Annotated in this window: 27 protein-coding genes and 1 tRNA gene; 6 read left to right on the top strand and 22 right to left on the bottom strand. The window is 40.0% G+C overall.

Going from position 1 to position 24,933, the window contains the following annotated elements:
• Positions 1-7: 7 nt before the first annotated feature.
• From THETH_RS03035 to THETH_RS02980, 12 genes are all read right to left on the bottom strand, one after another.
• A tRNA-Thr gene (locus THETH_RS03035) sits at positions 8-84 on the bottom strand.
• A gap of 34 nt (positions 85-118) precedes the next feature.
• Positions 119-2,668: a helix-hairpin-helix domain-containing protein gene (locus THETH_RS03030; RefSeq protein WP_013931912.1), complete on the bottom strand. Its 2,550-nt coding sequence runs from the start codon at positions 2,666-2,668 to the stop codon at positions 119-121.
• Entirely contained in the window at positions 2,665-3,585 is a 921-nt protein-coding gene (locus tag THETH_RS03025) for an RluA family pseudouridine synthase (RefSeq protein WP_013931911.1), read from the bottom strand. The genes THETH_RS03030 and THETH_RS03025 overlap by 4 nt, the downstream gene beginning before the upstream one ends.
• Complete coding sequence (gene lspA, locus THETH_RS03020; RefSeq protein WP_013931910.1) at positions 3,575-4,003, bottom strand: signal peptidase II; 429 nt, start codon at positions 4,001-4,003, stop codon at positions 3,575-3,577. The genes THETH_RS03025 and lspA overlap by 11 nt, the downstream gene beginning before the upstream one ends.
• Positions 4,004-4,819 carry a CheR family methyltransferase gene (locus THETH_RS03015; protein ID WP_013931909.1) on the bottom strand — a complete coding sequence of 272 codons (816 nt, stop codon included), beginning with the start codon at positions 4,817-4,819 and terminating at the stop codon, positions 4,004-4,006. It lies immediately after the preceding gene.
• A complete protein-coding gene (locus THETH_RS03010) occupies positions 4,788-5,558 on the bottom strand; it encodes a hypothetical protein (protein WP_013931908.1) in 771 nt (256 codons plus the stop codon). The genes THETH_RS03015 and THETH_RS03010 overlap by 32 nt, the downstream gene beginning before the upstream one ends.
• A 3-nt stretch (positions 5,559-5,561) precedes the next feature.
• The gene (locus THETH_RS03005; RefSeq protein WP_013931907.1) at positions 5,562-6,323 is read right to left on the bottom strand and encodes a YebC/PmpR family DNA-binding transcriptional regulator; all 762 of its coding nucleotides are present in this window, start codon (positions 6,321-6,323) and stop codon (positions 5,562-5,564) included.
• 19 nt (positions 6,324-6,342) lie between these two features.
• A complete protein-coding gene (locus THETH_RS03000; protein ID WP_013931906.1) occupies positions 6,343-7,701 on the bottom strand; it encodes a PP2C family protein-serine/threonine phosphatase in 1,359 nt (452 codons plus the stop codon).
• The gene (locus tag THETH_RS02995) at positions 7,698-8,066 is read right to left on the bottom strand and encodes a response regulator (protein ID WP_013931905.1); all 369 of its coding nucleotides are present in this window, start codon (positions 8,064-8,066) and stop codon (positions 7,698-7,700) included. The genes THETH_RS03000 and THETH_RS02995 overlap by 4 nt, the downstream gene beginning before the upstream one ends.
• The gene (locus tag THETH_RS02990) at positions 8,041-8,679 is read right to left on the bottom strand and encodes a TIGR03936 family radical SAM-associated protein (RefSeq protein WP_013931904.1); all 639 of its coding nucleotides are present in this window, start codon (positions 8,677-8,679) and stop codon (positions 8,041-8,043) included. The genes THETH_RS02995 and THETH_RS02990 overlap by 26 nt, the downstream gene beginning before the upstream one ends.
• A gap of 69 nt (positions 8,680-8,748) precedes the next feature.
• Positions 8,749-9,570, bottom strand: a complete 822-nt coding sequence (locus tag THETH_RS02985; protein WP_013931903.1) for an ABC transporter permease — start codon at positions 9,568-9,570, stop codon at positions 8,749-8,751.
• A 1-nt stretch (position 9,571) separates the two neighbouring features.
• The gene (locus tag THETH_RS02980; RefSeq protein WP_407635680.1) at positions 9,572-10,366 is read right to left on the bottom strand and encodes an ABC transporter ATP-binding protein; all 795 of its coding nucleotides are present in this window, start codon (positions 10,364-10,366) and stop codon (positions 9,572-9,574) included.
• A 66-nt stretch (positions 10,367-10,432) separates the two neighbouring features.
• Here THETH_RS02980 and THETH_RS02975 point away from each other — a divergent pair, with 66 nt between their 5' ends.
• Positions 10,433-11,935: an HD domain-containing protein gene (locus tag THETH_RS02975; protein ID WP_013931901.1), complete on the top strand. Its 1,503-nt coding sequence runs from the start codon at positions 10,433-10,435 to the stop codon at positions 11,933-11,935.
• Here THETH_RS02975 and THETH_RS02970 read toward each other — a convergent pair whose 3' ends face one another.
• From THETH_RS02970 to THETH_RS02955, 4 genes are read right to left on the bottom strand one after another with little or no spacing between them, the layout of a single operon-like run.
• On the bottom strand, positions 11,936-12,814 hold the full coding sequence (locus THETH_RS02970; protein ID WP_013931900.1) for a DUF1385 domain-containing protein: 879 nt from the start codon (positions 12,812-12,814) through the stop codon (positions 11,936-11,938). It abuts the gene before it with no gap.
• The gene (locus THETH_RS02965; protein WP_013931899.1) at positions 12,811-14,121 is read right to left on the bottom strand and encodes a sensor histidine kinase; all 1,311 of its coding nucleotides are present in this window, start codon (positions 14,119-14,121) and stop codon (positions 12,811-12,813) included. The genes THETH_RS02970 and THETH_RS02965 overlap by 4 nt, the downstream gene beginning before the upstream one ends.
• Positions 14,105-14,749 carry a response regulator transcription factor gene (locus THETH_RS02960; protein WP_013931898.1) on the bottom strand — a complete coding sequence of 215 codons (645 nt, stop codon included), beginning with the start codon at positions 14,747-14,749 and terminating at the stop codon, positions 14,105-14,107. Before THETH_RS02960 ends, THETH_RS02965 begins: the two co-directional genes overlap by 17 nt.
• Positions 14,739-15,290, bottom strand: a complete 552-nt coding sequence (locus THETH_RS02955) for a transglycosylase SLT domain-containing protein (protein ID WP_013931897.1) — start codon at positions 15,288-15,290, stop codon at positions 14,739-14,741. Before THETH_RS02955 ends, THETH_RS02960 begins: the two co-directional genes overlap by 11 nt.
• Before the next feature lie 50 nt (positions 15,291-15,340).
• Between THETH_RS02955 and dnaX the strand changes: the two genes are divergently transcribed.
• From dnaX to tpiA, 5 genes are all read left to right on the top strand, one after another.
• Positions 15,341-16,786 (top strand): DNA polymerase III subunit gamma/tau, encoded by a 1,446-nt coding sequence (gene dnaX, locus THETH_RS02950; RefSeq protein ID WP_041446370.1) that lies wholly within the window; start codon positions 15,341-15,343, stop codon positions 16,784-16,786.
• Between the two features lie 5 nt (positions 16,787-16,791).
• Positions 16,792-17,142, top strand: a complete 351-nt coding sequence (locus THETH_RS02945) for a YbaB/EbfC family nucleoid-associated protein (protein ID WP_013931895.1) — start codon at positions 16,792-16,794, stop codon at positions 17,140-17,142.
• Between the two features lie 84 nt (positions 17,143-17,226).
• On the top strand, positions 17,227-18,225 hold the full coding sequence (gene gap, locus THETH_RS02940; protein ID WP_013931894.1) for a type I glyceraldehyde-3-phosphate dehydrogenase: 999 nt from the start codon (positions 17,227-17,229) through the stop codon (positions 18,223-18,225).
• Positions 18,226-18,269: 44 nt separating this feature from the next.
• Positions 18,270-19,460, top strand: a complete 1,191-nt coding sequence (locus tag THETH_RS02935) for a phosphoglycerate kinase (protein WP_013931893.1) — start codon at positions 18,270-18,272, stop codon at positions 19,458-19,460.
• 5 nt (positions 19,461-19,465) lie between these two features.
• Positions 19,466-20,218 carry a triose-phosphate isomerase gene (gene tpiA / locus THETH_RS02930; RefSeq protein WP_407635684.1) on the top strand — a complete coding sequence of 251 codons (753 nt, stop codon included), beginning with the start codon at positions 19,466-19,468 and terminating at the stop codon, positions 20,216-20,218.
• A gap of 27 nt (positions 20,219-20,245) precedes the next feature.
• On the opposite strand, the gene THETH_RS02925 is transcribed toward tpiA, so the two are convergent.
• The 6 genes from THETH_RS02925 to fusA are packed head-to-tail and all read right to left on the bottom strand — an operon-like array spanning position 20,246 to position 24,927.
• Positions 20,246-20,929, bottom strand: a complete 684-nt coding sequence (locus THETH_RS02925) for a 2-phosphosulfolactate phosphatase family protein (protein WP_013931891.1) — start codon at positions 20,927-20,929, stop codon at positions 20,246-20,248.
• Between the two features lies 1 nt (position 20,930).
• Complete coding sequence (locus THETH_RS02920) at positions 20,931-21,170, bottom strand: glutaredoxin family protein (protein WP_013931890.1); 240 nt, start codon at positions 21,168-21,170, stop codon at positions 20,931-20,933.
• Positions 21,171-21,222: 52 nt separating this feature from the next.
• Positions 21,223-21,900 carry a hypothetical protein gene (locus THETH_RS02915; RefSeq protein WP_013931889.1) on the bottom strand — a complete coding sequence of 226 codons (678 nt, stop codon included), beginning with the start codon at positions 21,898-21,900 and terminating at the stop codon, positions 21,223-21,225.
• Positions 21,901-21,906: 6 nt separating this feature from the next.
• Positions 21,907-22,548, bottom strand: coding sequence for a bis(5'-nucleosyl)-tetraphosphatase (symmetrical) YqeK (gene yqeK / locus THETH_RS02910; RefSeq protein ID WP_013931888.1), 642 nt, complete (start codon positions 22,546-22,548; stop codon positions 21,907-21,909).
• The gene (locus tag THETH_RS02905; RefSeq protein ID WP_013931887.1) at positions 22,529-22,810 is read right to left on the bottom strand and encodes a DUF503 domain-containing protein; all 282 of its coding nucleotides are present in this window, start codon (positions 22,808-22,810) and stop codon (positions 22,529-22,531) included. The genes yqeK and THETH_RS02905 overlap by 20 nt, the downstream gene beginning before the upstream one ends.
• A gap of 50 nt (positions 22,811-22,860) precedes the next feature.
• A complete protein-coding gene (fusA, locus tag THETH_RS02900) occupies positions 22,861-24,927 on the bottom strand; it encodes an elongation factor G (protein WP_013931886.1) in 2,067 nt (688 codons plus the stop codon).
• Positions 24,928-24,933: the final 6 nt, after the last annotated feature.

Below are 24,933 nucleotides of genomic sequence, written 5' to 3'. Positions count from 1 at the left end.
TAAAAAATGGAGCAGGCGGTGGGACTCGAACCCACACCCTCCGCCTTACCAAGGCGGCGCTCCGCCTTTTGAAGCTACGCCTGCTCACGCTACAAGTATACCACACTATTAAACCATTTCAAGCACTGCTTTGCAACCAAACTTCAGGCAGAATGTTTATTTTACAACTATCCAACACTGGACGAACTGATTTTAAAATGACCTTTTTTCCACCCAAAGTTATTTTGGTGCTCTCCCATTGTGATGCGTTTTCAAAATCCTGTTCATCAAAGCAATCAAATAACTCGTAAATCACGCCCAAAACTTCTCCGATTTTCCTAATCTCAAAAGCTTCGCAATCTGGCCCAAGTACCAGCAAATATTCCCCTTCACTTGGTGCGTTTTTCAACTTGAATATCGTTTTACCATCGCTCGCGTACGAACCTTTAACTTCCACACAAACAGGTAAAATTCTAAAAGTTGTGAAAACTTCACAAACTGGTGCAAAATATTTTTTCAAACTTGTGGAAAAAGGAGTCAGCGGAAAACCGTAACTGGTTTCTTCAAGCTCGGCAATATCCTTTTCTGAAAGCTGATACTTGGGTTGTTCAACGCGTTTTCCAAATTTTGCTGCTATTTCAAGAAGTGATGCATCAACCCCTGTTCGAAAGAATTCAAAAGCATTCAAAGCCTTTTCTCTATCGCCGTAAATACAATCAAAAGCGCCAGCCATGACTAACTTGTGAAGGATAGAAACTGAAACATTTGTTCTACGCACAAAATCTTCGATACTTGAATATGGGGAATTTTCGTAGATCGTTTTCGCCAAAACATCGCTCACACCTTCAATTGCTTCAAGCGGCATGACAAATTCATCTTCGCTTGCTTTTTGCAAATTTACAGAAGCAGGCAAAACTTTGAAGCCAAGATTTATCAACTCTTGGACAGCCAAAAATTTCTTATCTTTTTCGGTTGAATGCATCCTTATGTATTCAAAGAAAAATTCTTTGGGCATCAAACGTTTGAGATAGGCAAGTTCATAACTCAAATGTGAATAAGCTATGCTGTGGGATTTGTTGAAGGCATACTCTGCAAATTTCGAAATCAAATTAACCAAATGATTTATTTCTTCCTTTGAATATCCCTTGCTTTGCATCCCTTTTTTGAGCTTTTCCAAAGCTTCTTTCATAAGTTGTGGATCTTTTCCTGAAACTGCCTTCCTAAAAAGGTCAGATTCAGCCGCTGAAAGTCCTGCCACATCCATGGCAAGCTTCATGACTTGTTCTTGATAAACGATCACACCCTTTGTTTCAGGGAAAAGTTTTTCCTGGTTTTCACAGCCTCTTTTTCTTCTTGCGTACATTTCGTTGAGTTTTACCATCAGTGGACCTGGTCTGTTCAAAGCAAGCAAAATCGACAGTTCTTCGATATCGTCTGGCCTAACTTGCCTGCAAAGTTTTCTTGCAGTTTGAGATTCCAATTGAAAAACTCCAAGAGTTTGCCCTCTTTTGATGATGGAATAAGCGAGTTTATCACCAATTGGTATGTGATGAATTTTAAGCTTCTCTTTCAAGCGTTTTAAAAAAGAGAGCGTAGTTAAACCAAGAAGATCGATTTTAATTACCCCGACATCTTCAAGTGAGTAAATGTCGTACTCGGTGACTTTTTGATCCAAGTCTGGCACTAAAGGTATATTCAACGGTTCCTTGCTTATCACAACACCAGATGCATGAATACTTCTTCTAAACGGAAGGCCAATCAACTTTTTAACCGTTTCATCGCTTACAGAAAAGTTTTCTCGACGAAGTTCGTTGAGAATGGATCTTTCAGACAACCTAGAAAAAGTGGATATCTGAGCAACAAATGGAAATTTTGAGTTTAGCAGTTGAATGAGCTCATATCTTCTTTCGTCCTCGACATCTATGTCGATGTCAGGTGGTTCGTTCCTGTATTCGTTCAAAAACCTTTCAAACATTAAGTCGTACTCAACCGGGTTGATCGATGTTATTCCCAACGCGTAAGAAACGACAGATCCCACCGCACTTCCTCTGCCAGGACCAATTTGAATTTTTGCTTCTTTTGCAATGTCGATTATCTGTTTTACAACGTAAAAATAGCTTTCAAACCCAAGTTTTTCAACAACCTCAACTTCATATAGGAATCTATCCAAAAGACCCTTTTGAAGATCTTTTGCAAAAGCTCTTAGCCAACCGCGTTCAGGCTCTGGAAGTTTGAAATCAACCTTCAAATCGTAAGAGGTGGCTTTCAAGATTTCGGCTGGATCGTAAAGCTTTTTGCTGAAATAACCATCTTGCTTTGGTTCAACCGATAGGATTTTGCACATGGCAAGATGGGATTCAAAATCGTCTTTTTTCAAAAAGTAAACCAACTTTACCTCGTCAAGTGATAGATAAGGTGTGTTTGGTTCACGCTTTTGGTTGTAAGCTGATACCAGTTCTTCAAACTCGTTCCTAGATCTTGCGTAGAATATCTTGTCTTTAAGCCTTAAACCATGAACAGGAACAAGCCCGTTTTCTCTGCAAAGTTTGTTGAAATGAACTGCTGCATGAAAATTTCTGTCGCACAAAAACAAAGATTTCATTCCAAAAGCCTTAGCAAATTTTATCAATTCCTCCAACCGAAGAACTGAACCATCAAAGCTGTATGGACTAACTACCGCGAAAATCATTGAAGACACATCCTATGAATCATCCTTATGGCTTGTTTGAAATCCTCCGGCAGGGGTGCTGTAAACTGCACATACTCTCCTGTTCTTGGATGGAAAAAACCAAGTCTTGCGGCATGAAGCATCTGACGTTCTATGCCTTCAAAACTCTTTTTCCCGTACAACGGATCTCCAATGATAGGATGGCCAATGAACTTCATGTGTACTCTTATTTGATGAGTTCTTCCCGTTTTTGGATAAGCCACAACCAATGTTGCAAGGTCTTTGAAGCGTTTTAAAACTTTGTATAGAGTAATCGATTTTCTTCCTGTTTCAGAAACAGTCATTTTGATACGGTGAACTGGATGCCTAGCAAGTGAAAGCTGTATTTCACCTTCATCGTTTTTCACACAACCTTGAACCAATGCAAAGTACATTTTGAAAACCTTTCTATCTTTGAACTGTTTCGACAAGCTTTGATGAGCCAAATCATTCTTTGCCACAACTATTACCCCAGACGTATCTTTGTCAAGCCTGTGAACTATGCCAGGTCGAAGCTCCCCACCAATTCCTTGCAAATCCTTACAATGGTAAAGCAAAGCATTGACAAGGGTACCAGTCATGTGAGCTGGGATCGGATGGACAACCATCCCAGCCGGCTTGTTGACAACGATTATATCGTGATCTTCGTATAGAATATCCAGATGGATCGGCTCAGGCTCAACAGCGATAGGTTTCAACTCAACTGCTGGTTCTTCCACAAAAATAACATCTCCGGGTTTAACCTTGTAACTTGGTTTTTGAACTTTTTGGTTGACCTTCACTTTGCCTTCTTTTATGGCTTTCTGTATGTAACTTCTTGAAAACTTCACTGGAAGCTTTGCCAGCAAAAACAAATCCAACCTTTGGTTGGCTTCGCTTTTGCCGACTTTAAATTCCATCCTTTTCCCCTCTTAACAAGCTTAAAACGACGAGAAAACCACCTATTGTTATGAAAACGTCGGCAAAATTAAAAACTGCTGGAAAAAAGCGAAGATTTATGAAATCCACCACGTAGCCGAGTCTTATCCTGTCCACAAAGTTGTTCGCAATCGATCCAGCGACTATCATTTCAAGTCCAACTTTTGTCAAAGTTTTAACCTTAACAAAGTAAGGTATCAAAGCAAGACAAATCGTCACCGACAATATAACCCAGATGATCCACGAAGATTTTGAAAACATGCCAAAAGCTATACCCGTGTTCCTGGTGTAGGTCAACCACAAAAATCCCGGGATTACGAACACAGGTCCGATCAAAAAACGCTCAACAAGAGCTTTTGAAAGCTGATCGATCAACAAAACCAAGATTACCCAAAACATTCATCTCACCCTTTGATAGATGAAAGGTGAGGCAATTTTTAAGCCAAGTTCGTCATAGTTGAATATTCTTTCAGTGCTTCCTACAAAAAGATACCCTCCAATCCTCAAAGCCTTGGCAAAATTTTTGTAAAGCATGTCTTTAGCTGCTTGCTCGAAATATATTACAACGTTGCGACAGATTATCAAATCCAAGGAGTCTGGAAATGGATCTTGAAGTAAATTATGCTTTTTAAATTGCACCCTTTTTTTCACATTATCTTTGACCTTATAACGACCATCGATAATGTCAAAGTACTTATCGATATAAGCTTTAGGAGTACTCACCATCGATCTGGGTTCATAGATGCCATTTTCCGCCTCTTCAAGAGCTTTATCATCTATATCAGTTGCGAGTACATACGCCGTTGGCGGAGCTTTCAATTCCTCCAAAAGAATTGCAAGCGAATAAGGTTCTTCTCCACTGGCACATCCTGCGCTCCATGCCTTAAACCTTCCTTTGCTGGAAGCCAAAAGTTCTGGCAAGAATTTATCCCTTAATTCCCACCACTTTTCTGGGTTTCTAAAAAACTCGGTGACATTTATCGTCAATCTATCGAAAAATTCATCCTTAACTTTGGGGTCGGATAGAAGTAGTTTCAAATAATCTTTGTAAGAGTTTAACTTGTACTTTCTGATAAGTATTTCAATCCTTCGTTTTAACCTGTGGGGTTTATAGCCAGACAAATCAAGGTTGAAATACCTGTGGATCTCCTTTATGAACCACTCAAACTCCTCCATCGGAAGTTCACCAGAAAATTGGGAAAGAAAATCCTGCATACCACTCCTCCCACTCAAATTTGCATATCAAAGCAACCGCACCAATTCTTTTACGAAAGGAAAAACCGTTGTTTGACACTTTCAACCATTCTTCGTCGTTGTTCCAAGAAATCCCAACGTTCAACTTTTCATCAAGGTACTCGGAAAAAATCACAAAATCTGGTTGACCAACAGTGATTCGAAGACCTCTTTCAAAAATTCCCAGTATATTCAACTGACCATACCTAAAACAAAAGCCATACCCTTTATCGCTCAAAAATGGTCCAAGAGAGATCTGTTTAAACTTAACTGGAATTGCCAAATGGTAAGAACCATCGCTACCAACAGATATCGCAAAAAAGTTTAGATTCAAAAAAACAAGATAGTTGTTCTCAGCAACACAAGCACCAAACACTTTATCAAAAGCCCAAGCACTCAAAGTTTTTTCGGAAAAACCTACGTTTGTGAAAAACAAGAAGTCATTTGGGACAACACCGTACTTTATCCCGGCGGAATCAAAAAGAATCGATAGATCTCTTAAACTTTCTTCAGGTTTACTTAAGGAAGCCAGAGTCAACTTTTCATCTTTAAAGACCAATGATAAATCAAAATATAACCTGGCGTTGACCTTCCAGAACTCCAAACGAGGCAAGAAGGTCAAGCCAGTTTTTGCAATATCGCCAACGCAAAAATCGACGTTTACAACAGCAGCAACACACAAAACTGGCAGAATTAGTGCAAAGACTGTTGATTTTCCCATTTTCTATTGATTCATCTGAGAAAGAATGGCTTCCATTTCTGCATCGTCCATTTCGAAGTTAGAGTAGACTTCTTGAACGTCGTCCATGTCTTCAAGAGCATTCAACAAAGCCAAAACCCTTTCCGCATCTTTTCCAGAGACTTTCACGGTGTTCTTGGGTATGTACGATATGCTTGCTTCGGATTTGTAGCCGTTTTGATCAAGAACTTCTTTAACCTTCATCAAATCATCAGGAGCGGTGATGATTCTAATTGGATCATCGGAATCGTCTATATCTTCAGCTCCAGCGTCGATAGCCAACATCATGAGTTCCTCAACGTTTGCAACTTGAGATCTTGGTACAGTTATTACCCCTTTTCTTTCAAAGATCCAGCTGACCGCACCAAGATCTGCTAAACTACCTCCGTGCCTGCTTAAAACATGCCTTAGTTCTTGGGCGGTTCTATTCTTGTTGTCTGTCAAAGTTCTGATGTACAATGCAACTCCACCTGGGGCATAGGCTTCGTAAATTATTTCTTGATAGTCGGCTCCTTCAAGTTCTCCTGTACCTCTTTTGATGGCTTTTTCAATGTTTTCCTTTGGCATGCTTGCCTCTCTGGCTTTTTCTATAGCTGCTCTAAGCCTTGGATTTGTTTCTGGGTTACCTCCTCCAAGTCTTGCTGCAACTATTATTTCTCGGATGAGCTTTGTGAAAAGTTGTGATCTTTTCGCATCCTGTGCCATTTTCCTATGTTTTATATTCGCCCACTTGTTGTGACCTGACACTTTCTATCCCTCCCTAAAACTAAGATTTTTCTCCAAGATATTTTACCACCACAATTGTGGTATCATCGTGTTGAGGACAATCACCAACAAATCTTAGCAAATCTTTCTCAATTTCCTTTGCAATTCGCTCGGCTGGAAAGTTCACTGAAGATTGGAAAACCTCAATTAGCCTCTCCAAACCGTATTCTTCACCAGAAGCATTTTTTGCTTCGATTACTCCATCGGTGTAAAGTAAAATAACATCACCAGGTCTTAAAGAAACTCTTTCTGACTGGTATACAAAATTTGAAACAATACCTAACGGTAAATCGTGTGCATTTATCACTTCAACTTTTCCAGAACGATAAATCAAAACTGGGTTATGACCCGCATTCACGATTTCTACCTCGCCAGCTTTGTTAAAACAGCAAAAAACCCCCGTCACGAATCTGTCTTCTTCAAGATCTTCACAGAAGATCGAATTTAACTGTGACGCGAGTTCAGAGATGTTTTTCGGGGCAGCAGCAAGTGTTCTCAAAGCGCTTCTGAACGACGTCATCAAAAGAGCTGCTGGTATGCCTTTTCCAGAAACATCGGCAACACAAACCATCAATTTTTCTCCTCGAACCATGAAATCATAGTAATCTCCGCCAACTTGGACGGCAGGTTCGCTGTAAGCTTTAAGTTCTGCAAAAGGAATTTTTGGAGGATCAACTGGAAGCAAGCGCTTTTGAATCTGCCGTGCTATTTCAAGTTCTCTTTTAAGCCTCTCACGTTCAACTTCTTGTCTGAGTCTCAGGTTTCTTTCACACACAGCCGCAAGTTGTTGTGCAGCAGCTTCAAGGATTTTTCTATCCGCAGCTGTATATATACCATTCTTTTTTTCGACAAGAGTTATTCTTCCCCAAATGGATTTCATGCTTTTCACTGGTACAGATAACAAATTGGATATCAACGGATCCCTGTCCGATGGTTCTAAGAGCAAAACTTTTTCTTCTAGATTTGAAACAAGATATTTTGCATGTTGAAATATCTCGTCACTTACGTCTATTTTTTGCTCAAAGTGAATTTCTTGATCTGGCAGTTTTAAGTCGATTACTATTCCACAAAATGAAATTGTTTGCAACAAAAGCTCACTCATTTCTTCCAGTTTTTCTCTTGGATCTATGACACTGGAAAAAAGATTGTTCAGCTCAAAAAGTGTACTGATCTCTTGATAAGTCTTCGAAAGTTCCTCCAAGTATTCTTCCATCATTTTCATCTGCTGTGCTTGATTTCTCTCTATTTCTCTCATCAAATCGTCAATCAGCGGAAAAATTTCATTTGGACCGATCGGCTTATCTTTTGACAAATCCTTAATTTTTGAAACCCTTTTTCTTAAATTTTCCAAATCCGTCACTCACCAACCACTCTCCGAACCTCTTCCAGCAACTTCACCGGACTGAAAGGTTTTGTAAGAAAGCCATTTGCTCCAAGACTAGCAGCAATTTTTGGATCTTCTTCTCCACCTTTTGCAGTCAACATTATAACAAAAATCGAATTGTAAGCTGGATTTGATCTAAGCCTTCGTAGTACTTCAAAACCATCCATCTCTGGCATCATAACGTCAAGGATTACAAGATCTGGTTTAATTTGTTCAACAAGTTGTAATGCCTCAACACCGTTTCTTGCTTCAAACACTGAATAACCTTCTTTTTGAAGGTTAAAAACAACTATTTTTCTCAGCACATCAGAATCATCAACAACCAATATTTTCTTTGCCATAACTTTCCTCCAACAGTTCACTCAAAGCTTTGCCACCACACAACGCTTCTGTACGTTGAACGATGAAAACGGATGGTTCTTTAACCATCAACATCTTGCATAGATACATAGGATGCAGCAATTTGTTTCTTGTTTGGGTATACTCCAAGATGAGAAAACGCCCAACTTTTTTAAAGCGTAGGTTTTGGAAAAATTCTCCGACTTTACCTTCTTTCTTGTCAGTTTTAAGCGGTTTATTTTCATCGTAATTTGAAAGATCCACGCAGTCTTCATCCAATATTATCCTATAACTGTACCCGGTCACAACCCTATTTGGATCAACCTCAGTCCACCACAAACTCACTGGATAAAGCTTGGGTAAAGCGGTTTTCTTAAGTTCATCCAAAAGTTTTTCGCAAAACGTTTCAACCTCAACACGGACATACAAAGCTAAATTTACCACACCAGTCGGTGTCGGGTCAAGGTAAGAAATTCTTGGTTTTCTGTGAAACCCTTGACTGAAAACCATTTTCAAACCAGTTCGTCTCAAATGCCTTTCTATGGCATTAGCGGTCTCTATTGCCGAAAGAAATCTTAAAAGCCCATATTTCTTGTATTTGATAACTACATGCACAACTTTTGACCCCTTGCTTTATTTTTCACAACTTAGTATACATTAACTTTGACGATATTTGACAAAACTTCAACCATGTCTTTTCAACAATCCTTTCTTTTTTGCATAAAGCTCTACTTTGGAGAACACAAAGATACCAAGTGGAAGTAATACCAAACCAAACAAAAGCAATGGAAATATTTCATTCCAAAGTTGTGCCACATTTTTTCCTTCAAGCAAAGCATTCCTCATGCCTCTAAGAGCATAAGTCGCGGGGGAAAACTTCGCAACAGCTTGCATCCAATTTGGAAGCACCGTTATCTCGTAATAAACGCCAGAAAACATCAACAGCAAAGCCTGAAAAATGTGAACAACTTGCACTCCCTTTTCAGGTGAAATCAACGGTAAAACCGCACCCATTACGCCAAGACCTATGAACGATATCGAACTCGCCGCCAAAACAACTGCTGCTCCTGCAAAATTAGCTTTCGATAAATCCAATTTGAACATCAAAGCTACGATAACGAGTATCAGTGCACTTCTTAAGATCCCATACACAACACTGTACATGCACGTGCTAAGCAAATGCGTTACTCTACTCACCGGTGCCATGAAGGTATATTCAATTGTGTCTTCCCATCTTTCCCACGCCACTGTTTCTGCTATTATTTCAAAAAGAACAGAAAGATATCCCCAAAGTATTGAACCAATGAGCATATAAAGTACAAGATAATTCACATCAATTGTTGCACCAAACTGGACCGCACCTTTGCCGATGAATCCCATGGTTACGGTGTTTGCAACCGTATAAGCAAAGAACACCAGCTCCCATTTGAAATACCTTTTTGTCAGATGAAGATTCCTCGTTATGAAAGCTCCTGCTGCCCTTATTTCTCTGATCAGACTCTCCATATCATCCGACCTCCTCAACATCTACCTCGGAAAAGTCATAACCAGTGTATTCCAAAAATACTGTTTCCAAAGTTGCATCCTGATATTTTTCCCTCATGTTTCTAACCAATTCTTTTGGATCACCTATCACAACTATCCTGCCGTTGAAAATTATCATCACTCTGTCACAAAGCTCATAAGCCTCGTTCATATCGTGTGTTGAAAGAAGTATGGTGCTGCCTTGCTTGTTTGCCTTTCTTATAAGGGCGTGAACCTCCAATTTTGCACGCGGATCGAGCCCTGTCGTCGGTTCGTCGAGTAGCAGCAATTTTGGTTGAGTTAGAAAAGCCCTTGCAATGGATACTTTTTGTTGCATACCTCTTGAAAACTGTTCAATCGGATCGTTGAGCCTTTTTTTATCAAGTCCTATCAACGAAGCTATTTCGTTGATTTTCTCGTAGGCCTCTTTTTTGCTTAAACCGTAAATTCCAGCCGAGAACAACAAATTCTCATACGCCGAAAGTTTTTTGAAAAGTCCAGCTTCGGCGGAAACTCTGTGAATGTATTTTCTAACCTCGTGCGCTTCTTTCACCACATCTTTTCCAAAAACTTCTATGGTGCCACTGTCGGGTATCAAAAGAGTTGAAATAAGCCTAATCAACGTCGACTTACCCGATCCATTAGGACCAAGAATACCGAATATTTCACCTTCTTCAACCTCAAAAGAAACATTGTTCACAGCATAAATTAAATCGTTTTTCTCTCTTCTGAAAACCTTTGTCACGTTCAATGCCTTGATGGCCAACAAAATTCCCACCTCTCTTTTATCAAGCGAAACTATTATGCCAAAATCGTTGTAAAATCTCAAAAGAGGTGATAAGCGGTGTACCACAAGGTGTCACGTGATCCAATACATTCTGAAATAGCACTTTTTCCGTTGGAGATATTATCGATTGACACAAGACCTGTTCAAAGGCTAAGAAGCTTATCACAACTTGTCGGCGCTGAATTGGTTTATCCTGGAGCGAGTCATACTCGATTTGCACACTCACTTGGAGTGATGCACATAGCTGGCATTTATGCGAACCGACTTTTCAAGGACCAATCGAAAATCAGAATCATTCGTCTTGCAGGCTTGTTGCACGACATTGGGCATGGGCCTTTTAGCCACCAATTTGACGACGTAGTTTACAAAAGGATGCAGATAAAAGACGGGCATGACCAATACAGAGAGAAGCTACTGCTTGAATTGATGCCATACGAATTGATGGAATGTTTTTTGAGAATCCCCGATCCAAGGATGAGGGAAGCCGTCGCAGAAGACTTGAAAATTACCATGAAAACCGATAAGATTTCTGAAAAAACATTCTACTTGCTGATGCAAAAGGTCAACGAAATTTTCGAAGGTGAATCAACTGGTACTGTGGAATTCAACATCGTACAAGGTCCTCTCGGAGCAGACAGGTTAGATTTCCTGCTAAGGGATGCTTATTATTGCGGAACAAGCGATTTTGGTGTTAGCGCTGTGGATCGTCTCATCAGGAACTCTTACATCAAAGTTTTTGGTCAAAAGCAAATTCTTTGTTATGATGTAAAGGTTTTAGACCAAATATATGCAAGCTTGTTCAGCAGATTCATGATGTACAAAAATGTCTATTTTCACAAAACCTCAAGGGCTGCTGACTTAATGATTCAGGAGATACTCTCCTTGATTTACGAACCACTGCGATTGGAAGAAAAGGTCAAAGATTTGCAAAAATTTCTCGATTTAACGGATCAATCAATAATGTACATGGTGATATCGCAATTTGAAAAACTTCTTCAAAAATACACTTGCGACGAACAGCAGATTTTATCCGGAAACGTGGCTTTGACTTCGGAAGAAGAAAAACTTGTTAAGGCTTACAAATTGGTGAGACGCTATCAAAAAAGAGATCTTTGGAAGGTTGTTGTTGAGGTGATTTTCTCCACCCAAGGCGTTGATCCATCCATAGTCTGCAGTGCCGTTGTGGAAGATACGTTGAAGAAAATTAAAGAAGGCATCAACCAAGTTCTCAGCAAATCAAAAGAACTTTCGTCTGAAGATAGGAAACAACTCGTTAGAATTTTCGAAAAGTTCGACGAAATATTCAAACCAGATACACCTTACAAGTTGTCTTTAATGCATCCAGAAGAATTTCTAAAAAGCAACGTATACCTTTATGATTCTAAAAAAGACGAAATACTTACCTTTGATGATTACATGAAACGTTATCCGGCTTACAAGATAATGGAAAACAACCTTTTGCAAATCGTGAGAATTTATGCAACTGAAGATGTCAGAGAACTGTTGAAAAAATACAACATAATTCCAAGCGGAACGCTAGAGCTAACCACAAGATGGTGATTAACCAAGAAATTCTATCCCAGAAGCATCTGTATTCACCTTTTCTTTCAACGCTTCTTTCAGTGAAATCAACGCAACCTCAATTTGTGAGTCATCTGGAATGGCTGTTGTAAGTTTTTGTAAAAGCAAGCCAGGTGCCGTTAGAATTTTCATGATTTTTGAACCTTTTGAAGAAATTCGCAAGATTTCATAGGAGAACGCAACAACAACTGGTAACATCACAAGTCTTGTCAAAATTCTCCATAGCAAATCATTCGACCTTATCAAGCCAAAAAGGCTGAACAAAACTATGGATACGATTAAAACTATCATCACGAAACTTGTTCCACACCTAGGGTGAATCGTACTGTATTTTCTCACATTTTCAGCGATCAACTTTTCACCAGATTCATAGGCGTTTATAACCATGTGCTCAGCACCGTGGTATTGAAAGATTCTTTTGACATCTTTCATGAAAGAAATTATGTAAACGTAAATCAAAAAGAAAATCAACCGTACAATTCCTTCAAATAGAGAGAACAAAAACTCGTTTTCTTTTAAGCCCTTTATGAGGTTGATCAACAAAGTTGGAAGCACAATGAACAAACCCACAGCCAATCCAACTGCCAAAACGATAGACCAAAAGGTTTCGGATTTTTTCATTTTTTGACCAGTACTTATCTCGGCGGATCTGTTGAGCGCTAATATACCGTAATACAAAGAGTAGTATACAGAGATCAGTCCTCTAATCAAGGGTATCTTGAACATTTTTGAATTGCTCGGGACTTTGACAGATAATTCCTCAACTATCACGTTACCATCTTGGTTCTTTACGGCGATCACAACTCTTTTGCCCATCATCAAAACTCCTTCGATTATTGCTTGACCTCCTACTTTCACTGTAAAACCTCCCTTTGATCAGGGAACACGATTGTAAACTCGCTTCCTTCGCCAAGTTTACTTTTCACCTCTATCTTCGCATTTATGAATTTCAAAAGTTTATCGACGATCGAGAGCCCTAGACCATAACCATCCTTTGACCTAGATTTATCAACCTTGTAGAATTTTCTGAAAATTTTCGGGATCTCACTCTCTTCTATCCCTATTCCAAAATCTTTGACCGACAGTTTCCCTTCTTCACATCGCAGGATCACTTCTTTTCTATCTTTCGAAAAATTCACGGCATTTTCAACCAACGCTTTCACAATTATTTCCAGCACCTTTGGGTCAGTGTAAGCTTTTCCTTGCCCTTCAACGATTATGTTGAAGTCTTTAAACTGAGCTTTAAACGTTTCAGCTAAAGCCTCAAGAAATTCCCTTAAGTCAACTTGACGAAACTCTACTTTTTTCACTGGCATGGAAAGTGCAAGCAAAGACTCCGTCAATCTAGAAAGTTTCTGGGCAGTTTCAAAAATCGTCGAAGCAGCCTCAACAACAATGTCTTTTCTGTCTAGAAAATTCAAGATCAATTCGGCATATCCTTGTATGGTTGTCAAAGGCGTTCTCAGTTCATGAGAAACGTCACGAATGAACTCGCTTTGTGCTTCAAATCCGGCTTCTAATCTATCAAGCATGCTGTTTATGGTTCTGGCAAGAATTGAAACTTCGTCGTTGGTTTTTGGATCATAAACTCTTTTTGACAAATCGCTGGCGTTTATGTTTTTCACTTCCTCGGTTATTCTTTTCATTGGTTCCAAAGTTTTGGTGACAAAGTACCCTCCAAGCAAAAGCGAAGCTATGCTAAAAATCCCCCACAAAATCCAAAAAGTGCGAGCCAACAACTTGAGCAAATCGCCCGTACTACCGGCAGGGCCAAGCAAAAAGAAGCTCCTTTCTCCAGAAAACGTCAACAAAGTCATTTTTACAACCAAATATTCGTTTTTGCCAAGCTTGACGTAAGAAGGAGTTTTGAGCGATAGGACATGATTTACGAACTTTTGAAAATTTTCGTTTTCAACATCGATTGACCCGTAAATTATCTCACCATTTTCGTTCAAAATTACAAGTCCATGTGGTACCGGAGATATTCTAAAAGGTCTTGGAAAAAGCCTTAAAGAAGCCTGTACATCCCTTTTCAACGCCTCAGCTGAACGATTTATATGCAAAGTTTTTGTGATGTTGTAAGCCATTAAAAAACCAAGCCCCAACAACAGCGAAAACAAAACAGTTTGCCAGAAAGTCATCTTCCATTTAAGTGTCGAGAACATATCCGCTTCCCCTCACCGTTTTGATCATCCCACCATAATCTTTGAGTTTGTCTCGAAGATACTTAATGTAAACATCCACTATGTTTTTGCTGATGTTTTCGCTATCTTTCCACACAAGCTCCAACAATTCTTCGCGAGACAGAACAGTCCCGGCTTTAACAACCAACCAATACAAAAGGGATGACTCTCTTTCGGAAAGAACAGTCTCAGTTCCATCAGGAAAGGTCAAGGTTCTGCTTTTTGGATCAAAAATGACTTGACCTACTCGCAAAAGCTCGTCTTTCTTAACGCGCTTTTCAAGCGCTTCTATCCTTGCCAACAACTCTTCAAGGTGAAAAGGCTTAGGTACATAGTCGTCTGCGCCTTTTTTGAAACCTTTTATTCTGTTCTCAACTTCTCCTCTGGCAGTCAAAACGATTATCCCAACTTCTTGATCAACTGAACGTATCTTTTCTATCAGTTCAAACCCGTCGAATTTGGGAAGCATCAAATCCACTATCACGATCTTTGGATCAAAGAAAACAAATTCCTCCCAACCTTTTTCACCATCCGGCGCAATTTTAACTTGATAACCGTGATTTTGAAGAAAAATTTCAAGCAATCTTGCAATCTTTGAATCATCTTCCACTACCAAGATCTTGGTGATATGTCATCATCTCCTCGTAAGCTTTGATAATTTTGTTTGCGTACTCACTCTTTCTACTACCACCGTTGTAAAGTTCCAAGGCTTTGAAGAGATTTCCATTTGTTCTATTCAAAAGATATTTCAAGTAAAGCGCCCCATACTCTATGTTTAAATTATAATCCCACAAAAGAGATCTCCAACCTTCTGATGGTTCCTGCAAACCGTATATTCTCGCAACGAACGCAGCTGTTTCAGGTTTTATTTGAACTAGGCCAAGTTCACCTGATGACCCAACAACAAACCTAAATTCACTCTCCACAAGTATTAAACTCACTATGAGCAAAGGATCCAAACCGTGTTTCTCCGAGACGTTTAAAATGGCTGTGTAAAGTTCTTCGACAAACTTTGGATCAGTCACCAACCCAAACTTTCCTCTGGCTTCTTGTACGAGATTTTGAAACCACTGTGGAACAACTTGAGAAAGGGCGATACTGCAAAGCAACATCGTCAAAAACACTATGAAAAGAAAGTTGAACTTATTCAACTGTCACACCTCCAGAATCTTTGATATAATGTGAATTGGGTGATTTGCCTTTGGAAGCTCTCTATAGAAAATATAGACCAAAGTGTTTCAACCAAATAATAGACCAAGAACAGGCAAAATTGGTTCTCCAAAACGCCATTAAGAAAAACAAGGTTTCTCACGCGTACATATTCGCCGGTCCAAGGGGTACCGGAAAAACTTCTATTGCCAGAATCCTCGCAAAAGCTTTGAACTGCCCAAATAGAGTAGATTATGAACCCTGCTGTAAATGTGACAGCTGTCTCGCCATAGACAAAGGAATCCATCCCGACGTTATAGAACTCGACGCGGCATCTAACCGTGGTATAGATGAGATCAGAAGAATAAGAGATGCCGTTGGCTTCAGACCGATGATGGGAAACTACAAAGTTTACATCGTCGACGAATTTCACATGCTGACCAGGGAAGCTTTCAACGCTCTTTTGAAAACTTTGGAAGAACCACCGGAAAAGGTTGTTTTTGTGCTTGCAACAACGAATTTGGAAAGAGTTCCTCCAACGATCATATCTAGGTGCCAAGTTATACAATTTAAAAATCTTTCAGAAAAAAATATGCTACAACACATCAAAAATGTGGCTCAAAATGAACAAATGTCTATTGATGAAGAGGCTGCGTTGATCATTGTAAAAAGGGCTTCGGGTAGTTTAAGAGATGCTTTATCAATGCTTGAACAAGTTTCGAGTTATGCGCAAGATGGAAAAATAGATGTATCGGTTGTGGAAAAAGCCCTCGGATTGGTGCCAACAAAAGCCGTTGAAGATTACATAGAAGCGATTTTAAAAGGTGATATCGTTGGCTTAGTCAAACTGATCGACGAAGTTTACGACCACGGCTACGATGTTGATCAACTTGTCCAAATGTCACTGGAGTTTTTGGAAAAGAAGATTTCGGAAAATCCGTCAAAGGAATACATTGACTTGGCAAGAAAGATCTTCGACATTTCGAAGGACTTAAGATATGCCGAAAACAAAAGGTTAATTTTAAAACTTCTGTCGACAAATTTGGCTCAACAGTATCGCAAAACCGAAGCCCAACCGGCTGTTGTTGAATCAAAACCGAAAACAAGTCTTTCCGAAAACTCAAACGTTCAACCTCAGCAACCTACACAGCCTCAACAAATTCAAGCACCTGAGAGTGTTACAAAAGAAGAAAAAGGAAGCGGTGAGATCGAAAAAGTACTTGAATATCTCAAAACAGTTGGTGACATAGCGCTGTTCGTTGCACTTTCCCAAGCTCAAATAAAAGTCAAGGAGAAAGAGATAGAAATATCGTTTTTACCGACACAAAAATTCCAGTACGAGTATGTGAAACAAAAAACGTTTGAATTGGAATTCCTTTTAAAATCCCTGCTGAAAAAGGATTTCACCATAAAGTTGGTCATAGATGAGGCGAGAGAAAAAGAAATTTTGAAGAAACTTCGGCAAATGTTCCCTGGAAAAGTTCAAATTGAGGAGTGATCAATTTGAAGAAAATTAGAGGCTTTGGTGGGAGAAGTTACGGAGCGAAAGGGGATAAAACACTACAAAATCTAGAGAAAATACAACAACAGATGTGGGAAAATCTTCAAAAACTTGAAGAAACCTTCGAAACAATGGAAGTTATTGGCTCAGCAGGTGGAGGAGCGGTTAAAGTTAGAGCAAAGTGTAACTACGAAATAGTGGCAATCGAATACGACGACGCACTTCTCCAAGATAAAGAAATGTTGAACGATTTGATCGTTGCTGCTGTAAACGAAGCTTTGAAGGAAATTGAAAGGAGACGACAAGAGGAGATCGAGAAGATAACGGGAATACAAGGTATGCCAAATTTGTGATTTTTTACACAAATGTACCTTTCAGTTAAGGATTACTTTTGTAGTATAATATTGAGCATAATCAACCTAAAGGAGGGATTTGAAGTGAGAGTGGCAATTAACGGTTTCGGAAGAATTGGTAGGATAGTGCTAAGGGAAATTCTAAGGAGAAACTCAAAGGATATCGAAGTTGTTGCCATCAATGATATCACCGATGCCGCCACACTTGCTCATCTTTTCAAGTACGATTCTGTTCACAAGATTTATCCAGGTGAAGTCAAGGTTTCGGATGGAAACATCGTCATCGATGGTAAAGCTTTAAAAGTTTTCAGTGAAAAGGATCCTTCAAAGCTTCCTTGGAAGGACCTTGGCATCGATGTTGTTATTGAATCATCTGGAGTTTTCACTGAAAGGGACAAGGCCGCTTTGCACCTTCAAGCTGGAGCCAAAAAAGTTGTGATAACAGCTCCAGCAAAAGGCGAAGATATAACTGTGGTGATTGGTTGTAACGAAAAAGATCTCAAACCAGAGCACACCATAATTTCTTGTGCTTCTTGTACAACGAACTCCATCGCTCCAATAATCAAAGTTTTGCACAGAAAATTCGGAATCAAAAGTGGTTTCTTGACAACTGTTCATGCTTACACCAACGACCAAAGAGTGCTGGATCTACCTCACAAAGATCTCAGGAGAGCTAGAGCTGCCGCTCTCAACACTATACCAACTACAACAGGTGCTGCAAAGGCAGTTGCACTTGTTGTTCCAGAACTCAAAGGAAAACTCGATGGTATCGCTTTGAGGGTACCAGTCCCAGATGGATCAATATCCGACTTCACCGCACTTGTTGAAAAGCCAACCACAATCGAAGAAGTCAACGCAGTTATGAAAGAAGCTTGCGAAAATGAACTTAAAGGGATCATTCTTTACAACGAAGATCCAATAGTCAGTTCCGATATAGTTGGAACACCTTATTCTGGTATCTTCGATGCAACCTTGACAAACGTTAAAGATAATTTGATCAAAGTATTCTCCTGGTATGACAACGAGTACGGATACAGCTGTAGGGTAGTTGATACAGTCGAATTGCTCGCAAAACTCATGTGAGGGAGGTTTTCCCTCCCTCTTTTACCAGCAAAGGGGGTGGAAAGATGAAAAAGATGACAATCAGGGATGTGGATCTGGCTGGCAAAACCGTTATCATGAGGGTTGATTTCAACGTTCCCCTTGATAAAGATGGTAAGGTTGCCGATGATACGAGAATAAGAGCTGCTTTGCCAACCATAGAATATGCCGTCAAAAACGGTGCAAAAGTGATACTTTTGTCGCACCTTGGCAGACCAAAAGGACCAGATCCGAAGTACTCCATGAAACCAGTGGCTGAACATCTAAAGAACATATCGAATCTAAATGTCATATTTGTTCCACAGCTGTATGGAGACGAAGTAAAAGAAGCTGTGAAAAACATGAAACCAGGTGATGTTTTGGTTTTGGAAAACACAAGATTTCATCCTGGTGAGGAGAAAAATGATCTTGAACTAGCCCGTGCTTGGGCTGAGTTGGCAGATATTCACGTCAACGATGCTTTTGGAACAGCTCACAGAGCGCATGCTTCAAACGTTGGAATAGCTTCCTTCATACCAAGCGTTGCAGGTTTTCTGATGGAGAAAGAGATAGAATTTCTAAGCAAAGTAACTTACGAGCCTGAACACCCATATGTTGTCGTGCTTGGAGGAGCCAAGGTTTCGGACAAAATAGGTGTTATAACAAACTTGCTCAACAAGGCAGACAAACTTTTGATTGGTGGCGCAATGATGTTCACCTTCCTCAAAGCTCAAGGGTTCTCGGTTGGGTCATCCCTCGTTGAAGACGACAAACTTGAGCTTGCAAAAGACATCATGAGAATGGCTAAGGAAAAAGGTGTTGAACTTGTTCTGCCTGTCGATGCTGTAATAGCTCAAAAAATGGAGCCAGGTGTGGAAAAGAAAGTGGTCAAAATCTCAGAGGGAATACCTGAGGGTTGGATGGGTCTTGACATAGGACCTGAGACGGTTTCGTTGTTCGAAAAAGCAATGGAAGGTGCAAAAACTGTCGTTTGGAACGGTCCGATGGGAGTATTTGAAATCGATGATTTTGCCGAGGGAACCAAGAAGGTTGCCGAAATAATAGCCAAAGTCAAAGGAACCACGGTCATAGGTGGTGGAGACACAGCTGCTGCGGTGGCAAAATTCGGTTTGGAATCAGCTTACAGTCATGTTTCAACCGGTGGAGGAGCTTCCCTGGAATTTTTGGAGGGAAAGGAACTTCCTGGAATTAAGAGCATTGCTGACAAAAAAAAATAGATAGAATCATCCTCGCTGGCAATTGGAAAATGAACAAAACCAATCAACAGGCAAAACTTTTTGTGAATGAATTGATTCAAAGCTTGGCGGGCATGAAGTTTGAAATAGTCTTGTGCCCGCCATTTGTTTGTTTAACCGATGTTAAGGAGTTACTTGCTGGCACGAATATAAAACTTGGGGCGCAAAACTGCTACTACGAACAATTTGGCGCTTTCACTGGAGAAGTCTCTCCGGCAATGTTGAAAGAAATAGGTGTTGAATACGTGATAGTTGGACACTCTGAAAGACGTCACATCTTTCAGGAAACTGATGAACTTATAAACAAGAAAGTCAAAGCCGTTTTGAAAAATGGCATGAAACCGATCTTGTGTGTTGGAGAAACAAAAGAAGAAAGGGAGAAAGGGTTGACATTTTGCGTTGTTGAATTGCAGGTAAGACAAGGATTGTACGGTGTTACAAAAGAAGAGGTGCGAAACGTTGTTATAGCCTACGAACCAGTTTGGGCAATAGGAACTGGAATAGTTGCAAAACCATGGCAAGCCCAGGAAGTACAAAGGTTCATTCGCCAGTTACTTGCGGAACTTTACGATGAAGAAACAGCAAATTCTGTTCCAATTTTATACGGAGGCAGTATAAAACCCGACAACTTCCTGAGTCTCATACTTAAACCCGACATAGACGGTGGGTTAGTTGGTGGAGCCAGTTTGGATCGCCAGTTCATCGAACTTGCAAAGATAGTTTCGAAGGTTATATATTGAAATTACCCCTCCGCAAGGAGGGGTTTTTCATTCCGCGTATTTGATGAACTTCCCTTTGCTTAAAATAGGTACCACATCGAAAAGGTCAATTTGCGAACAATAAATCACATCATCTTTCATTCCAATTTCAGCGAGTTTTCTTCCATGACTGGTACTCAACAGCAAAGAGCTTAAATCAACGTTCGATAAATCTTTCCAAATTTGAAGCGCTATTTTTGCACCATCTTCAAGATCATCCCTTTTCAACCTCTCAACAATGGTACCAGCGCACAACACATCTTCAAGTGCGATAAAACCATCCTGCCCAGCGCATACCACTAGTACATCCTCACATCCACGAAGCTTTTCTACAAGAGAACCTAAATTCAAAAATGCACCTGCTAGAATCTTTGGAGATTTGACACGATTTACAGCCTTGGTTCCGTTAGTCGTGGTTAAAATTATGTTCTTTCCTTCAACGATTTCTCTTTTATACTCTTTGGGAGAATTGCCAAGGTCAAAGCCTTTTGGTTTAACGCTATTTCTTTCACCACAAACAAGCACATCTTTATTTCTTTCCTTCAGAGCTTTTGAAACTTCAACCACAGGTTTTACCGACAAAGCACCATTTGCCAAAGCTGTGATGATAGTGCTGGTAGCCCTCAATACATCCACTATGACAACACAAGCCTGCGTTGAAATGCGTGATGGAGTGAACAAGACATCAATCATTTTATCTTACTCCCAAAATTCTATCAATTCTATCTTTGTCGAAACCTATTATTATCTGGTTCCCAATTTCAATAACCGGTACGCCCATTTGTCCTGTTTTGCGCACAAGTTCTTGAGCTTTTCTATAATCTTTTGAAACGTCTATCTCAGTGAAGTTCAAACCAAGTTGTCTAAAATAATTCTTTGCCTTCGTGCAATACGGACAACCTGGCGCGGTATAAACTGTGATCTTGTAGGCCATCTTTTTCACCTCCTGGAAAATCATACTATTTTAGTCGAAATTTGTCAAGAGCTTACCTTCTTAAATCCTCTCTTATTAGCTCTATGCTTTTTGGGTCAAGGTATATTCTTTCGTATTGTCGACCATCAACATATATTCGAACAGGTTTGTCGATAACGGTGGTAAGTGTGTAAAACCTTAAAGCGTTTCGCCTAAGTTCGTACACGAACTTTGCGAGGGATGCTTTGGTAAAGTTTGATTCGGGCCTAAGAACATTCAATCGTCTTCCAAGCAGCATGTTATCGAAAATTCCAGCTTTTTTACTTGCTAAGTTGGTGAGAAACACAGGAAAATCGTTTGAACCGTTTTTGAAAAACGAATTCATGAATTCTTTCAGTTGCTTGTCAGTCAAAGAAGCAAAGAATCTTTGGCTAGAGGAAATATCAAACATTCTCTCGACAAAACTGAAAACATCAAGTGGGTTGGACAAATCCAATGCTCTGCTGTTGACCGGATCAAAGTAATGTTGTTTAAGGGTCACAATGTACACCATCCGTTTGGTGGTGTCAATTCTTACAAAGTAAGCAACACCTTTTTCTTTATTCACAAAAGCGTAATGTAAAACGCTGGAAGTAAATTCTGGGGAATTTTTCAAAAACATGTTCGATAATAAAATCCATCCAGCAAAACCAGCGAATGCGAGAGCAGCAGCTAAAATTATCCAAAATAAAGCCGTTTTTCTTCGCTTCACAACTCATCACCTCTTTTTGTTGTTTTGAAGCATGTCTGGCTCGAAAAATCCAAATCTTTCTCTCTTGATCAATTCATTCCACATTTCTATTGTTTCAGGCAAAAGCAAATAACTTCTTTGGATTGCATAGCAAATTTTGTTTGCAAGCGTCTTTAACAAACCTTCTTTTAAATCTTCCATTGCTAATTTTCTTAACTCTTGAACACTCTCATAATCGCGACTTTCTTCGAGAGAATCAGCCAAAAAAAGTATCTTTCCAACTTCGTCGAAATCTTTGTGACCGCTGGTATGGTAAGCAACAGCAAGTAGGAGTTTTTCGTCCCTCAGTTGGTATCGTCTTTCCAAATACTTCGCGGCAACTTTGCCATGAAGTAAAACAGGATTGACTAGCTCATAATCGTTGATCACGATGCCATAACGACTAGCTAGCTTTAAAAGAATATTCGGTGGAAAATCACGAAACAGATCATGTGCCAAGCACGATATTTCGACCTTTTGTTTGTCAATTTTGTGAATCTCCGCTAATTTTAAACCAAATTCGACGCATTTCATTGCGTGGTTGTATCTTGAAGGAGTTAGAAAATGAAACGCCAAATTTCGAAGTTCGGATATCAAATCGAAAGCTTTTTCACCAACTTTCTCTGTCAATCTCTTCCACCTCTATTCCGTCGGAATTTTCGATCAAAAGGGTTACATTTTGAATTGTGTTCTCAACAACCTCTTGAGATGATGAAACAACAGCCACCCCAATTTCTGCCCAGTTGGTTGAGTCGCACAGACCGACTTCTGATACTGATACGTTGAATTTCGACCTAAGCTCGTTGATCAAGTGTTTCATGAGAGATCGTTTTTCTTTCAATGTTTTAATTCCAAACAACCTAATCTTATAGTTTACTATGGCTGCATGCATGGCTTATCACCTTCTGAAAAAAGGCGACGGGGTTGCCCCCGCCAGCCGTATCAAGCGTTTTGTTTTTCTCTTTCCTGCTTCCTTTCTTGGACTATTTTTTCCTGAATGTTTGGTGGTACTTCTTGGTATTTCAAAAACCTCATCGTGAAGTATCCACGACCACTTGTCAAACCAGACAATCTGCCTGAAAAGTCCAGCATTTCTGCAAGAGGAACCTCGGCTTTTATCTTTGACATTCCGCGTCCAACTGGTTCCATACCTTGCGGTCTACCCCTTCTAGCAGTTATATCCCCTATGACATCACCGGCAACTTCGTCTGGGCAGAAAACTTCAACCTCCATTATTGGCTCCAGCAAAACTGGCTTTGCTTCTTCCATACCCTTTCTAAAGGCTTGAATTGCAGCTATCTGGAATGAAATATCCGAGGAGTCGACTTCGTGATAAGAACCATCAAACAAAGTCACTCTCACATCAACCACAGGATAACCAGCGAGTGAACCACGTTTCATGGCTTCTATGATTCCTTTTTCAACTGCCGGTATGTAGTTCTTCGGAATAGCTCCTCCAAAGATTTTGTCTACAAATTCAAAGCCTGCTCCTCTTGGAAGCGGTTCCATTTCAATTTTCACATGTCCATACTGACCGTGACCACCTGTTTGCTTTTTGTGTTTATACTCAGCAACAACTTTCTTTGTGATCGTCTCTCTGTAGGCAATCTTCGGCTTACCAACTTCAACGTCTACGCCGAAGATGGTTTTCAATCTCTCTATCATCGTATCCAGATGGACTGTCCCTATACCTGACACAACGGTTTCACCAGTTTCAGGATCGTATTCCCACTTGAAAGTTGGATCGGTTTCCGCTAACCTTGACAATCCATTGCTTATCTTGTCTATGTCCGTCTTGGACTTGGGGTTAACAGATCTTGAAAACATCGGTTCTGGGAAGGCAGGTGGAATTATCATGATCTTTCTGTCTCTGTGCGCAAGGGTTTCGCCTACCCCACCTTCTTTAAGCTTTGGAAGAACTATTATGTCTCCACTTATTGCTTCCTCAACTTCTACCTGTTCTTTACCCATCGCTCTGTAGAGTCTACCAAACTTGTCCGTCAACCCTCTGTTAACGTTCACATAGCTGTCGCCTGGCTTAATCGTTCCGGCTATGACCTTTATGTAACTCACGCGTCCAACAAACGGGTCAACGATTGTTTTAAAATTGTAAGCACAGAAAGGTTCATTTGGTGTAACTTGAACTTCTATTTCTGTTCCGTCTTCAAGTTTTGCTTTGTACTTTGGACAATCCAAAGGAGTTGCACCTATTTGGGAAATGTAATCGAGCAAAACATCGATTCCTATGTTCTTTTCAGCAGAACCACAGAAAACAGGTATCACCAATCTCTTTTTGTACGCATTGATCAGTGCTTTGATTAATTCTTCAGACGAAATCTCTTGACCTTCCAAGTATTTTTCCATCAAACTGTCGTCGGATTCAACTATGTCCTCAACCATCTTAAGCCTCATCTCATCTGCTTGTTTTTTCAAATCATCGGGGATTGGGATTTCACTTGGTTTTCCGTTTTGGTAAACAAAAGCTTTCATTTTGATGAGGTCGACAACGCCTTTGAAATCGCTTTCCGATCCTATGGGTAAAACAAGCGGAGTTACTTTAGCGCCAAAGGATGACTTCAAACTTTCAACAGAGTTTTCAAAACTGCTTCTTTCTTTGTCAAGCTGATTCACAAAAACCATCACAGGACGGTTGAAATCTTCCGCTATCTGCCAAGTTCTTTCAGTCTGAATCTCAACTCCTGCAACACCGTTTATAACGCTCAAAACATTTTCACACACAAAGATGGCGTTTATCACGTCGGCAATGAAATCTCCAAATCCAGGCGTGTCAATTGCCGTGAACAAATCTTCTTTCCAGTTGAAAGAAAAAACATGCGAGGTAACACTGGAACCTTTGGCTTCTTCGATCGGATCAGTGTCAATTTGTTTGATGCTTATACGGTCAAAAACTTTTGCGTTGTAAAGGAATGCTGACAAAAGCAAAGATTTTCCAGATCCCGTGTGACCAACTATCGCTACGTTCTTTCTTTTGCTCATCACCGATTCCATATATCC

It is taken from the genome of Pseudothermotoga thermarum DSM 5069, assembly GCF_000217815.1.
In the GTDB taxonomy this organism is placed as follows: Bacteria; Thermotogota; Thermotogae; order Thermotogales; family DSM-5069; genus Pseudothermotoga; species Pseudothermotoga thermarum.
The sequence above is the reverse complement of the archived record's forward strand: the minus strand, read 5'-3'. Positions and strand labels throughout refer to the sequence as shown.